Genomic DNA, 12,500 nt, shown 5'->3' with positions numbered 1-12,500 from the left:
CACCGAAGCCGCTCGTTCAGGCTGGCCTCGCACCCGGACTCCGTCCGCTGCGGCAGGACGATCCTCGCCGTATCGGCCGGTACCGCCTGACGGCTCTGCTGGGTCAAGGGGGGATGGGCACGGTCTATCTCGGCAGGTCCCCCGGGCAGCGCCTGGTCGCGGTCAAAGTCATCCGGTCGGAGCTCGCAGCGGACCCAACCTTCCGGGCGCGGTTCATCCGCGAGATCGAAGCCGCAAGCCTTGTCGGCGGTTTCCACACCGCGCCAGTGGTCGATGCCGAGGCTCACGGCGACCCGCCCTGGCTGGCCACCGAGTACATCCCCGGCCCGTCGCTGCACGATGTCCTCGGACGGCAGGGTGCCCTGCCCCCAAGGACCCTGCACACCCTCGCTGTCGGCGTCGCCGAAGCACTTGAGCGCATCCATGCCTGCGGCATCATCCACCGCGACCTCAAACCCAGCAACGTCATCATCTCTAGCGCAGGTCCTCGCATCATCGACTTCGGAATCGCCCGAGCCCTCGACAGCACCGCACTCACCCGTACCAACTACGTCGTCGGCACGCAGGGGTTCCTCGCCCCGGAACAGCTCGCCGGCGCATCGATCACGCATGCCGCGGATCTCTACGCCTTCGGCATGGTGCTGTGCCATGCCGCTGGAGCCATGCCGCTCACGGACGGCGAATCCTTGGAGTCCGCGCTCAGCCTGTTGCCCTCTCGGTTCGTCGGCGTTATCACCCGGTGCCTTGACCCTGACCCGAGCGGCCGTCCGACGCCCGCTGAGGTACTCGAACTGCTTTCCCGGAACGACTCGTCGACCGAGAATTGGTTGCCGCCTCCCGTGCGCACAATGGTCGACCTCTACAACCCTCCTACTACCTAAGCACCTTGAGTCGCCTAACTGATCGTTTCAGAATGCCGCCCGGAGTCGTCGGAGGCAGATGATGCTGCAGGCGAGTTCGAGCAGGCCCTGGTGGAGGTCGGTGCGTCGCTCGTAGTGGGTGCGGAGTCGCTCCAACTGTTGCAGCCAGGCGAACGCGCGCTCTACCACCCAACGCACCTTCCCCAGTCCGGAACCGTGAGCGACGCCGCGTCGGACGATCAGCGGTTTGAGCCGGCCGACAGGCCCAGCAGCAGCTCGCGCAGCCGCCGCAGCGCAGCGCACGGAACGGCCGCCGGCAGCCCGATCACCAGCGTCGGCCCGCTCATGCCGGTCTGCTTCCGCCGGTGGCGAGCGCCTTGCCGTAGACGGTCGAGCTGCGCCGTACCGTCATCCCCACCCGCTGGTACAGCGACAGCGCGCCCGTCTCCGAGTGTGTCCACAGCGTGCACGTCTGCCGCCCGCGCCGGTGGAAGGCCCGGAAGGCCTCGTGCAGCAGCAGGCGGGCGATCCCCCGGTTGCGGTGGTCCCGCCGTACGGCGACCCGCTCGACGTAGCCCTCGCCGGTGTCCGGCAGGTCCAGCGACAGCACCGCGCCGACCATCTCGTCGCCCGCGAACGCCACCGGCGAGAGCGCGGGCGCGAACGTGTCCCGCCCGACCGTGTGCAGCGCCCACTCCTCGTACGGCTTGCGCCGCAGCTGCCACTCGTCGAACGCGTCCTCGGTGAGCCGGTACGCGGCGCGCTCGTCCCCGGGCCGGAACGGCCGCACGGTGACCCCGTCCGGGGGTGCGGGCACCCGGGCCGCGGCGGGCAGCGCGATCTCCAGCAGCCACTCGGTGACGAACGGCTCGTACCCGCGCGAGCGCAACAGCCCGGCGGCCGCCCGGTCGCCGTCCGGCAGCGTCTGCGAGAGCCGCTCGCTGCCGGCCTCCCGCGCCCGGCCCTCGGCCCAGTCGAGCAGTGCCCCGCCCAACCCCACGCCCCGGTGGGCCGGGTGGACGTCCACCTTGCTCCGCCGCCCGTACACCCACGCCCGCCCGACGACCTCGCCCGCCGCGTCCTCGACCAGCAACGTGTCGCGGGAAGGGTCCAGCCCGGGCAGTTCGAGGTCGGCGGCCACCGCGTCGGCCCCGCCCTCGGGCGCGCCTTCCAGCCCACCGAGCAGCTCCAGCGCCCGGGCGGCGACCAGCCGGTGGATCGCCGGAGCATCGGCAACGGTTGCTGCCCGGGCACGGTACCGGGCCGGGAGGGACACCAGAGGAGTACGAGGCATACCGCGACTCTGCGCCATCCACGCCCGCCCTGTCGACCTCCTTGCCCGACTTACCCGAAGCACGAGTTGGCGGCCGACCCACGCCGGAGTGGGAACGGGTCCGCGAATCCGGAACGCCACTCGCCCATCGTCACCGAGGAACTCCGCACTCGGCCGCGGCAAACGCATTTGACGTCCCATCAGCACGGGACGGGACGATACGCGCCCGCTCCGCCAGCCTGGGCGAAGCCGCCCCACCCGCCCAGGGCGGCAGCTCATCAGCGGAGCGGACGACCTCGACAGCACAGGGTCCTCGTTGCGACCTGGACCCGGTCCACAAGCCTGGACTTGCCACCTGTTTGCTGTGCACATCACGAGCCGCTGCTGCTGTCATGGCGGAATGGCCGGGCGGCGCCAGGGATGCACGGCGGACAAGCCACGCCCGAATAGCCCACTCGGAGCGCATGGCCAGTTGCCTGGAGTGAGCATGGATCTGTCGCCCCTTGCGTCGGGCGACTTCCTTCCCTCTCTCACAAAGGTGAGCTGATGAGTGAACGATCCAGGCGGGGCATATCCAGCCGGGTACGCCGTCAACGGCTTTGGGGTCTGGCCGGCGGAGTGACCATGGCAAGCGCCATTTTCGCGGGCACAGCAGGCGTAGGAGTGGCCAGCGCGGCAACGGGCGGGGCCAGCACCCCCGATGTGGCCGACCGGGCCCTGAACAGCCCGTGCCACGCGCGACCGCCTTGGTTTTGCGGCCCCGGAGACGGCACCTGGCTCCCCGGGCCCACGGGGCCCACGGGGCCCACGGGGCCGCAGGGCCCGACGGGTCCGACCGGCGCCACGGGTGCGACGGGCTCGACCGGTCCGACGGGACCCACGGGGGCCACCGGCCCGGCAGGGACTGACGGTGCCACGGGTGCCACGGGTGCGACGGGCTCGACCGGTCCGACGGGACCCACGGGGGCCACCGGCCCGGCAGGGACTGACGGTGCCACGGGTGCCACGGGTGCGACGGGCGCGACCGGTCCGACGGGACCCACGGGGGCCACCGGCCCGGCAGGGACTGACGGTGCCACGGGTGCCACGGGTGCGACGGGTCCGACCGGTCCGACGGGACCCACGGGGGCCACCGGCCCGGCAGGGACTGACGGTGCCACGGGTGCCACGGGTGCCACGGGTGCCACGGGTGCCACGGGTGCGACGGGTGCGACGGGTGCGACGGGCGCGACCGGCCCGACGGGACCCACCGGGGCCACCGGCCCGGCAGGGCCGACCACCACCCAGCAGATCGTGGGCACCCCCGCGACTGTGCAGCCTCTGCTCGGTCCGGTCACTGCTACCGCGACCTGCCCGACCGGAACTGTGCTCCTCGGCGGTGGATACACCCTTGGCGGTGCCGGTGTGCTACAGGTCACCGACTCGAGCAGGGATTCCGTCAACCTCAATCAGTGGAACGTGACGGCCTTCGTTGCCACCGGTGTTCTTTCCGGCACGGTAACGGCTGTCGCGGAATGCGCCCCCTGACGCGAAGGTACGACGCTGACATCCGCGTCCATTGAGTCTGCCGGCCTTGGCCTGAAGCCACCGCGCTTCGTGGCCGGGGCCGGCCCTTCCCGCACAACGAGGCCGCGTACTTGACCGCCTACGACAAAGCTGCTGACAGACCAGAATCGGGACCGGTGACAATATGAGGCCGTCGATCTGCCTGTGCATGATCGTCAAGAACGAGGCGGAGGTCATCGAGCGCTGCCTTGCCTCCGTGGCAGACCTGGTGGATACCTGGGTGATCTCCGACACCGGCTCCACCGACGGCACCCAACAGCTGATCCGCTCGGCGCTCGACGGCATTCCCGGCGAACTCCACGAAGAGCCCTGGGTCGACTTCGGCCACAACCGCACCGCGAACATCAAGCGTGCGCGGGGCAAAGCCGACTACCTGCTCCTGCTCGACGCCGACCTGGTGATTCGCCAGAACTCCGCCCTGCCCGTGCTGACCGCCGACGCATACATGCTGCGCCACGAGGGCTCCACGTCGTACCGCATCAAGCGCCTCGTCCGAGGCGATGTCTCCTGGCGCTACGAGGGTGTCACTCACGAATTCCTGACAACAGATCAGGTGACGGGGCAGGCGAACCTCGATTCTCTCGTGATCCAGGACTTCGCGGACGGCGGGTCGCGAGGCGACAAGTTCGAGCGCGACACGCGTTTGCTCACTGCGGAGCTGCGGCGGGATCCCGGCAACGCGCGGACCGTCTTCTATCTCGCGCAGACTCTGCGCGACATGGGGCGGACGGAAGAAGCGATCACCTTCTACGAGCAGCGCGCCCGCATGGGCGGCTGGGCCGAGGAGGTGTACTACGCGCTGTTGCAAGCCGGCATCCTCAAGGCGGAGGATGCCGACTGGCCGGGGGCCATGGACACGCTGGCTCGCGCGTGGGAGGTACGCCCGCAGCGCCTGGAGGCCTGCTACGAGCTGGTCTCCCGGCTGCGGACGATGGGCCGCCACCAAGCCGCGCACGCCCTCGTCTGTGCGGCGCTGGACAGGGACGAACCGGACGACCTGTTGTTCATCCAGCCCTGGGTGTACCGCTGGGGCTTGCTGTTCGAGTTCTCGATCACCGCGTACTGGACCGGCGACCTGAAGGCTTCCCTCCGGGCTTGCGACCGCCTCCTCGCCATGCCGGACCTCCCCGACCTCTACCGCCGCCAGACCCTGGCCAATCGCGGCTTCGCCGTTCGCGGCCTCGCCTCAGTGTCGGACGACCAACGTCCCGCTGTACGTATGAGCGTCGCCCCGTGACGTGGACACCCTGACACTTGGATCTTGTAGATCCAGGAAGGGAAGTCCAGGTGGGATGAAGTTCCACCCTGCGGTTGGACACTCTCCGTCTACGCCGCGAGGGTGTGACCTTGCCGATGCCGCTGGCGGATCTCGAGTGGCGTGAGGTAGCCCCACTCCGGGTGCTTGCGCAGGCGCCTGCGGTTATGGAAGGTCATCGCGAACATCCCGACGGCGAGCACGAGCCAGCGCCGCCGGTCGCCCTGTGAGTCGTCCATGCCGGGCAGCTCATCAGATGAATGAGGGATTCGGCAGAGCCGTCTGCCAGCCGGACGCCTGCGTGGTCATGGCTCACGTCCCCCGAGGCGTGGCCGGACGGCAGCATCCGCGTACACGCGGCGGCGCTGTCGGTTCCCGCCCCCGCCGGGCGTGCGGGCCCGGCGGGGGCGGAGCTCGGAAAGGGACCACCGGGGGGTCGGCAGCGGCTCGGCAGCGGGCCGGCCCGGAGCCGGGCGCGGGTCGCCGGGGGCTACGCCGCCATTCGCCGCGCCGGGTCGTAGGCCGCCCGCAGCCGCGCCTGCGCGGCGTCGCCCGCGCCGAGGTGGTCGAGGCCCAGCAGCGCCGCGCCCAGGACCGGCGGTGCGACGACGACGCGCGGCTCGGCGAGCGGGGCGGCCGCGGCCAGCCGGGCGGTCAGGTTGTCGAGCAGCAGCGGCTGCCGGGAGGAGAGCACGCCTCCGCCGAGCACCACCGGCGTGGGCTCGTCCAGCAGGTCGAGGCGGGCCAGCGCGACGACCGCGAGCCGGGTGATCTCGTCGGCCTGCCGGTCGACCAGCTCCAGGGCGACCGTGTCCCCGGTCTCCGCGACGGCGAAGAGCACCCGGGCGATCTCGTGCAGCCGGGCCCACGGCAGGTGCCCGAGGTGGATGGCCTCGGCGACCGCACCGGTGTTCGGCAGGCCGAAGTGCTCGGCGATGGCCCGGGCGAGGGCGGTGGGCCCGCCGCGGCCGTCCTCGGCGCGGACGGCGTGCCACATGCTGCTGAGGGCGAGGCCACTGCCGCCGCCCCAGTCGCCGGTGAGTTCGCCGAGGGCGGGGAAGCGGGCGGTGCGGCCGTCGGGGAGCAGGCCGACGCAGTTGATGCCGGCGCCGCAGACGACGGCGACGCCGCGCGGGCCGTCGGTGCCGGCCCGGAGGAGGCCGAAGGTGTCGTTGGCGACGGTGCTGGTGACGCCCCAGGGGTGGGATTCCAGGGCGGTGCGCAGGGCTTCCTCCTCCACCGGGAGATCGGCGTTGGCGAGGCAGGCGCTGACGTGGGTGGTGAGGACGCCACTGCGGAAGGAGAGGCCGGCCGCCGCGGCGGCCTCCTCGACGAGCGGGGCGAGCCCGGCGACCGCCGCCGCGCCGCCGACCTTCTGCGGGGCGAAGCCGCCGCCGCGGGCGGTGCCGCGGACGGTGCCGTCGGCGCCGATGAGGGCGACGTCGGTCTTGGAGTTGCCGGCGTCGATGGCGAGGACGCCGGGCAGGAGTGGTTCGGGCTGGTGGGTCATCTGGTCCCCGCGGCTCGTACGTGGCCCGGCCGTTGTCCCCGGCCGGGGATGGTCGGTCTCCTCGCGGCCCGGCCCGCCGGCGCCGACGGACGCGCGGCGGGCCGGACGCGGTGGGCGGGTCACGCCCAGGCGAGGTGCTCGCGGTTGTGGGCGAGCAGCCGGTCCGTGAGCCGGTCGGCGAGTTCGATCTGGCCGACCAGCGGGTGGGCGAGCAGGGCGTCGAAGACGCGGTCGCGGCCGCCGTGCAGGGCGGCGTCGAGGGCGAGGTGCTCGTAGGCGGTGACGCCCGCGATCAGGCCGGCGTAGAGCGGTTCGACGGGCCGCTGCGGCCGCGGGCGCACGCCGGCGGCGTCGACCTCGGCCGGGACCTCGATGACCGCGTCGTCGGGCAGGAACGGCAGCACGCCGTCGTTCCTCGTGTTCACCACCTGGACGGACGTGCTGCCGCCCGTCCCCAGCAGCGCGGCGATGAGCTGGACCGCGGCCTCGGAGTAGAACGCACCGCCGCGCTTGCCGAGCAGCTCCGGCTTGGTGTCCAGGGCGGGGTCGGCGTACAGCTCCAGCAGCTGCCGCTCGATCTCGGCGACCTCCGCGGCCCGCGAGCCCTTGGCCTTCAGCTCCTCGACCACCAGGTCGTGCTGGTAGAAGTACCGCAGGTAGTACGAGGGGACGACGCCGAGCCGCTCGATGACGCGCTGCGGCAGGCGCAGGTCCTCGGCGATCTCCTTGCCGAAGCCGGAGAGCAGCTCCGGCAGCACCTCGCGCCCGCCCGCCGCGCCGGGTGCGTCGAGCAGGGTGACGCCGCGCTCCCAGGTGAGGTGGTTGAGGCCGACGTGGTCGAGCCGGACCAGCTCGGGGTCGACGCCGAGGTGCCCCGCGAACCGCCGCTGGAACCCGATGGCGACGTTGCAGAGCCCGACGGCCTTGTGGCCCGCGGCCTGCAGGGCGCGGGTGACGATGCCGACCGGGTTGGTGAAGTCGACGATCCAGGCGTCGGGGTTGGTGCGGCGGACCTTCTCGGCGATGTCGAGCACCACCGGGACGGTGCGCAGCGCCTTGGCGAGGCCGCCCGCGCCGGTGGTCTCCTGGCCGACGCAGCCGCACTCCAGCGGCCAGGTCTCGTCCTGGTTGCGGGCGGCCTGGCCGCCGACCCGCAGTTGCAGCAGCACCGCGTCGGCGTCGGCGACGCCGGCCCCGACGTCGGTCGTCGTCGACACGACCGCGCCGTGCCCCTGCTTGGCGAAGATCCGCCGGGCCAGCCCGCCGATCAGCTCCAGCCGGTCGGCGGCCGGGTCGACGAGCACCAGTTCGCCGATCGGCAGGGTGTCCCGCAGCCGGGCGAAGCCGTCGACCAGCTCCGGGGTGTACGTCGAACCGCCGCCTACGATGGCCAGCTTGAGTGCGGACATCAGCCCTTGACCCCTGTCAGTGTCACGCCTTCGATGAAGGCCTTCTGTGCGAAGAAGAAGAGGATGATCACCGGAGCCATCACCAGCAGGGTGGCGGCCATGGTGAGGTTCCAGTTGGTGTGGTGGGCGCCCTTGAAGGACTCCAGGCCGTAGGAGAGCGTCCAGGCGCCCGGGTTCTCACTGGCGTAGATCTGCGGGCCGAAGTAGTCGTTCCAGGCGTAGAAGAACTGGAACAGGGCGACGGCGGCGATGGCCGGCCTGGCCATCGGCAGCACGACCTTGACCAGGGTGCGGAGGTCGCCGCAGCCGTCGATCCGGGCGGCCTCGATGTACTCCTTGGGGATGGTCAGCAGGAACTGGCGCAGCAGGAAGATCGAGAACGCGTCGCCGAAGGCCATCGGGATGATCAGCGGCCAGAGCGAGCCGGTGAGGTGCATCTGCTTCGACCAGAACAGGTACATCGGGATGACGGTGACCTGCGGCGGCAGCATCATCATCGCGATGACGGCCATCAGCGCCAGATTGCGGCCCCGGAAGCGGAACTTGGCGAGCGCGTACGCCACCGGGAGGCTGGAGGCGACGGTCAGCACGGTGCCGAGGCCGGCGTACAGCAGCGTGTTGCGCCACCAGGTGAGGAACCCGGGGGTGTCCCAGACCTTGGCGTAGTTGCCCCACTCCCAGGAGGCGGGCCAGTAGTCGGTGGTGAGGGCCTGGTTGTCCGTCATCACCGAGGTGAGGAAGGCGAAGACGAACGGCAGCAGGAAGAACAGCGTGGCGGCGATGGCCAGCGAGTGGACGGCCACCCAGTTGAGTGCGGCCCGCCGGCGGGCGGCCCGGGCGGCGGGGCTGCCGGGCCGGCCGGAGCCGGAGGTGCCGGACGTGCCCGCGGCGGCCTTGGTGAGCGTGGTGCTGAGAGTCATGATCGTGTCCTCACTGGTCCGCTAGTCGTCGCTCGCCATGAAGCCGGACTTGCGGCGCAGCAGGATCGAGGTGACGGCCATCGAGATGGCGAACAGCACCAGGGCGACGACGCAGGCCGCGCCGTAGTTGAAGCGCTGGAAGCCGAGGTTGTAGACCATCTGCGGCAGGGTCCAGGTGGAGCCCTGCGGGAAGCCGGGCTCGAACTGCTGACCGGAGTTGCCCGCGATGCCGCCGGCGACCTTTCCGGCGACGATCGCCTGCGTGTAGTACTGCATGGTCTGGATGACCCCGGTGACCACCGCGAACATGATGATCGGCGAGATGTTCGGCAGGGTGACGTACCGGAACCGCTGGAGCGGGCCGGCACCGTCGAGTTCGGCCGCCTCGTACTGCTCCCTCGGGACGTCCAGCAGGGACGCCATGAAGATGACCATCAGGTCGCCGATGCCCCACATGGCGAGCATGGTGAGCGCGGGCTTGGACCAGGTGGGGTCGGCGAACCAGCCGGGCTGGGGCAGGCCGATCTCGCCGAGGAAGTGGTTCACCGGACCGGTGCCGGGGTTGAGCAGGAAGGCGAAGGAGACGGTGGCGGCCACCGGCGGTGCCAGGTAGGGCAGGTAGAACGCGGTGCGGAAGAAGCCGGCGCCGGTCTTGACCTTGGTGATGAGCAGCCCGATGCCGAGGCCGAACGTCACCCGCAGCGCCACCATGACGACGACGAGCCAGAGCGTGTTGCGCAGGCCCTGCCAGAAGGACGGGTAGTCGTTGAAGACGTAGTCCCAGTTCTTCAGCCCGTTGAAGGTGGGGGCCGTGAAGCCGTTGTACTTCATCAGGGAGAAGTAGGCGGTGGAGATCAGCGGGTACAGGAAGAAGACGCCGAAGCCGATCAGCCAGGGGGAGAGGAAGGCGAGGGTGCGGGCCGCCTCCCGGCGGCGCTTCCGGCGCAGCAGGTGCTGCGTGGAGGGCGCCGCCGGGTCGGTCGATCCGGTGCCCTTGCGGGTGCCGAACGCGAGTGACATGGGAGCTCCGTGGGGCCCTGGCTACTTGGCCTGGGCGATGGCGGCGTCGATCTCCTTGGCGGTGGCCGCGAGGCCGCCCGCGAGATCCTTCTGCTGGCCGGACTCGTAGGCGTAGCCGAGGTTCTGCAGCGAGACGATGTAGGCGCCGCCGTTGACGCTCGCCGGGGTGGTGCCCGAGTTCGCGTTCTTGGCGATGTCCAGGAACGTCTTGAAGTTCGCGTCGCTGGTCAGCTTCGGCGAGTTGAGCGCCTCGAAGGTGCTCGGCACGTTGTGGATCGCGTTGGCGAAGCCGACCACCGCGTCGGTGTCGGTGGTCAGGTACTTGACCAGCTCCCAGGCGGCGGCCTGCTTCTTGCTGCTGCTGGCGATGCCGACGATGGTGCCGGTCTGGTAGCCGCGGCCCCAGGTGGCGGCCTGGTCGTCCGGCACCGGGAACGGTGCGGTGGCCCACTCGAAGTCGGGCTTGTTCTCGGCGAGCGAGGCGGTGCGCCACTCACCGTCGATGGCCATCGCGACCTGGCCGGTGTGGAAGGGGTTCTTGGCGCTGAACTCCTCGCCGAAGGCGGAGCGGAACCTGTCCAGCTTGTCGTAGCCGCCGAGCTTGTCGACCAGGCCCTTCTGCCAGGTCAGCATGGAGGCGACCTTGGGGTCGGTGGCGAGGCTCGACTTGCCGGAGCCGTCGAAGTAGGCGGGGCCGTACTGGCCGAGGAAATGCTCGGTGGTGGACTCGTAGCCGTGGTAGAGCGGCATGAAGCCGAGCTGCTTGTAGCCGTCGCCGTCGGCGATGGTCAGCCTGGCGGCGGCGTCGGCGAACTCGCTGAAGGTCTTCGGCGGGCTGGTGATGCCGGCGGCGGCGAAGGCGGCCTTGTTGTAGTACAGGCCGAAGGCGTCGCCGAGCAGCGGCAGGGAGCACTGGTTGCCCTGGTACTGCGTGTAGTCGAGCATCGCGGCCGGGAAGGTCTTGGCGGCGTCGATCTTGTCCTTCTCCAGGAAGGGCTTGAGGTCGGCGAAGGCCTTGGTCGAGCAGAACATGCCGACGTTGTTGGTGGTGAAGGAGGAGACCACGTCCGGGGCGTCGGCGCCGCCGGCCCGCAGGGCCTGGTTCACCTTGTCGTCGGCGATGTTGCCGACGGCCTTGACGTGGATGTTCGGGTGGGCCTTCTCGAAGGCGGCGATGTTGTCGTTGATCGCCTTCACCTCGGAGTCCTGGCTCCAGCCGTGCCAGAAGGTGATGGTGACGTCCTTGCCGCTCGCCGAGTCGTCGTTGCCGCCGGCGTCGTTGGTGCCGGTGCAGGCGGTGGCGAGCAGGGCCAGGACGGCGCTGCCGGTGACGGCGGCGAGCGTCCGGCGGCCTCTGCGGGAGGTGGTGGAGAGCACTTTCGAGGTCCTCCTGGGGGTGCGCGGGCAGGCGTCATTGCCTCTGGTCCCGCGTTGGGGGTTGGGGAGAGGTGTCAGGTGCGGTGCGGCGGGTGGTGCGCGGGGAGCGTCAGTGGGTGGAGAAGACCGCCTCGCGGGCGGCGGCCAGCGCGCGTTGCAGCGCGCCGGTCAGGACGGGCGAACCGGGCAGGGCACTGCTGCGGACTTCCGGCCGGGCGATCGAGATCTTGGCCAGCTCCTCCTCGACGAGTGCGCGCAGCCGTTCGCCGCCCGCACTCGGCACGCCGCCGGAGACCACCACGAGCTGTGGGTCGACGACGGCGACGATGACGGCCAGCCCGACGGCCAGCCGGCCGGCCAGCGCGGCGAGGAACTCGTCGCCGGCGCCCGGGGTCGCCAGGGCCTTCGCGAGCGACTCCTCCGCGGTGGGCGCGCCGAGCCCGTACTCCCGGGCCAGGGCGCGGACGGCGGGTGCGCCGACCAGCTCCTGGAACCCTCCCGAGTTGCGGCGGCGCACGTCCCGTACGACCGGTGAGCCGGGCACCGGCATGTAGCCGACCTCCCCGGCGCCGCCGGTGAACCCGCGGTGCAGCCGGCCGGCGATCACGATCGCGGCGCCGGTGCCCTCACCGGCCCAGAGCAGGACGAAGTCCTCGAACCCGCGCGCGGCGCCGGAGGCCTGCTCGGCGACGGCGGCGAGGTTCACGTCGTTCTCGATCGAGACCGGGGCGCCGACCGCCTCCGAGAGCTCCTGTACCAGCCGCGGCGAGTGCCAGCCGGGCAGGTGGGAGGCGTAGCGGAGCTTGCCGGTGACCGGGTCGGGCGCGCCGCCGACGCCGATCGCCACGGTGTGCAGGCTGCCCTCGGGGAGCCCGGCGGCGCGGACGGTCTCGGCGACCGCTGCGGCGACCCGGGAGACGGTTTCGGCGGCCGGCCAGCCCTTCGTGAGGGTGACGTGCTCGGCCAGCGTGGTGCCGGTGATGTCGGCGACGGCGACCCGGACGTGGCTGTTGGTGACGTCCAGTCCGGCGACGTGGCCGGCTGCCGGATTCACCTGGTACAGCTGCGCGTTGGGGCCCGGGCCGCCCGCGGTGGTGCCGACCGGCAGGACCAGCCCGGCCGCCTCCAGGCGGGCCAGCAGCTGGGATGCGGTGGGCTTGGAGAGCCCGGTCAGGGTGCCGATCTGGGTGCGGGAGAGCGGGCCGTTCTCCAGCAGCAGTTCGAGGGCGGCGCGGTCGTTGATGGCCCGCAGCAGGCTGGGGGTGCCGGCGAGGGGGGCCTTGGCGGTCGTCTTGGTCACGCGAAGATCC

General features: G+C 71.3%; 10 protein-coding genes and 1 pseudogene. 2 read left to right on the top strand and 9 right to left on the bottom strand.

Annotated elements, in window-relative coordinates; all coding sequences use genetic code 11:
* Positions 1 to 47: 47 nt before the first annotated feature.
* A complete protein-coding gene (locus OG286_RS12905; protein ID WP_405366050.1) occupies positions 48 to 881 on the top strand; it encodes a serine/threonine-protein kinase in 834 nt (277 codons plus the stop codon).
* A 27-nt stretch (positions 882 to 908) separates the two neighbouring features.
* Here OG286_RS12905 and OG286_RS12900 read toward each other — a convergent pair.
* Positions 909 to 1,112: pseudogene (locus OG286_RS12900) on the bottom strand (transposase); the annotation flags it as partial.
* Positions 1,113 to 1,203: 91 nt separating this feature from the next.
* The gene (locus tag OG286_RS12895) at positions 1,204 to 2,154 is read right to left on the bottom strand and encodes a GNAT family N-acetyltransferase (RefSeq protein ID WP_396325040.1); all 951 of its coding nucleotides are present in this window, start codon (positions 2,152 to 2,154) and stop codon (positions 1,204 to 1,206) included.
* 1,693 nt (positions 2,155 to 3,847) lie between these two features.
* Between OG286_RS12895 and OG286_RS12890 the strand changes: the two genes are divergently transcribed.
* Positions 3,848 to 4,936, top strand: coding sequence for a glycosyltransferase (locus tag OG286_RS12890; RefSeq protein WP_396325041.1), 1,089 nt, complete (start codon positions 3,848 to 3,850; stop codon positions 4,934 to 4,936).
* 89 nt (positions 4,937 to 5,025) lie between these two features.
* Here OG286_RS12890 and OG286_RS12885 read toward each other — a convergent pair whose 3' ends face one another.
* From OG286_RS12885 to OG286_RS12855, 7 genes are all read right to left on the bottom strand, one after another.
* Positions 5,026 to 5,193 carry a hypothetical protein gene (locus OG286_RS12885; protein WP_396325042.1) on the bottom strand — a complete coding sequence of 56 codons (168 nt, stop codon included), beginning with the start codon at positions 5,191 to 5,193 and terminating at the stop codon, positions 5,026 to 5,028.
* A 251-nt stretch (positions 5,194 to 5,444) separates the two neighbouring features.
* Positions 5,445 to 6,464, bottom strand: a complete 1,020-nt coding sequence (locus OG286_RS12880) for an N-acetylglucosamine kinase (protein WP_396325044.1) — start codon at positions 6,462 to 6,464, stop codon at positions 5,445 to 5,447.
* Positions 6,465 to 6,583: 119 nt separating this feature from the next.
* Complete coding sequence (locus tag OG286_RS12875; protein ID WP_396325045.1) at positions 6,584 to 7,873, bottom strand: 6-phospho-beta-glucosidase; 1,290 nt, start codon at positions 7,871 to 7,873, stop codon at positions 6,584 to 6,586.
* Positions 7,873 to 8,793: a carbohydrate ABC transporter permease gene (locus OG286_RS12870; RefSeq protein ID WP_405361575.1), complete on the bottom strand. Its 921-nt coding sequence runs from the start codon at positions 8,791 to 8,793 to the stop codon at positions 7,873 to 7,875. Before OG286_RS12870 ends, OG286_RS12875 begins: the two co-directional genes overlap by 1 nt.
* Positions 8,794 to 8,814: 21 nt before the next feature.
* Complete coding sequence (locus tag OG286_RS12865; RefSeq protein ID WP_396325047.1) at positions 8,815 to 9,813, bottom strand: carbohydrate ABC transporter permease; 999 nt, start codon at positions 9,811 to 9,813, stop codon at positions 8,815 to 8,817.
* A 21-nt stretch (positions 9,814 to 9,834) separates the two neighbouring features.
* The gene (locus OG286_RS12860; RefSeq protein WP_396325048.1) at positions 9,835 to 11,190 is read right to left on the bottom strand and encodes an ABC transporter substrate-binding protein; all 1,356 of its coding nucleotides are present in this window, start codon (positions 11,188 to 11,190) and stop codon (positions 9,835 to 9,837) included.
* 109 nt (positions 11,191 to 11,299) lie between these two features.
* Positions 11,300 to 12,490, bottom strand: coding sequence for an ROK family protein (locus tag OG286_RS12855; protein ID WP_396325049.1), 1,191 nt, complete (start codon positions 12,488 to 12,490; stop codon positions 11,300 to 11,302).
* Between the last annotated feature and the right edge of the window lie 10 nt (positions 12,491 to 12,500).

The sequence above is a fragment of the Kitasatospora sp. NBC_00039 genome, assembly GCF_045160625.1.
Taxonomy (GTDB): Bacteria; Actinomycetota; Actinomycetes; order Streptomycetales; family Streptomycetaceae; genus Kitasatospora.
The sequence above is the reverse complement of the archived record's forward strand: the minus strand, read 5'-3'. Positions and strand labels throughout refer to the sequence as shown.

Coding starts and splice junctions, on each gene's coding strand:
- OG286_RS12875 (WP_396325045.1), bottom strand. CDS start 7,873: ATGTCCGCACTCAAGCTGGCCATCGTAGGCGGCGGTTCGACGTACACC.
- OG286_RS12880 (WP_396325044.1), bottom strand. CDS start 6,464: ATGACCCACCAGCCCGAACCACTCCTGCCCGGCGTCCTCGCCATCGAC.
- OG286_RS12895 (WP_396325040.1), bottom strand. CDS start 2,154: ATGCCTCGTACTCCTCTGGTGTCCCTCCCGGCCCGGTACCGTGCCCGG.
- OG286_RS12890 (WP_396325041.1), top strand. CDS start 3,848: ATGATCGTCAAGAACGAGGCGGAGGTCATCGAGCGCTGCCTTGCCTCC.
- OG286_RS12885 (WP_396325042.1), bottom strand. CDS start 5,193: ATGGACGACTCACAGGGCGACCGGCGGCGCTGGCTCGTGCTCGCCGTC.
- OG286_RS12865 (WP_396325047.1), bottom strand. CDS start 9,813: ATGTCACTCGCGTTCGGCACCCGCAAGGGCACCGGATCGACCGACCCG.
- OG286_RS12870 (WP_405361575.1), bottom strand. CDS start 8,793: ATGACTCTCAGCACCACGCTCACCAAGGCCGCCGCGGGCACGTCCGGC.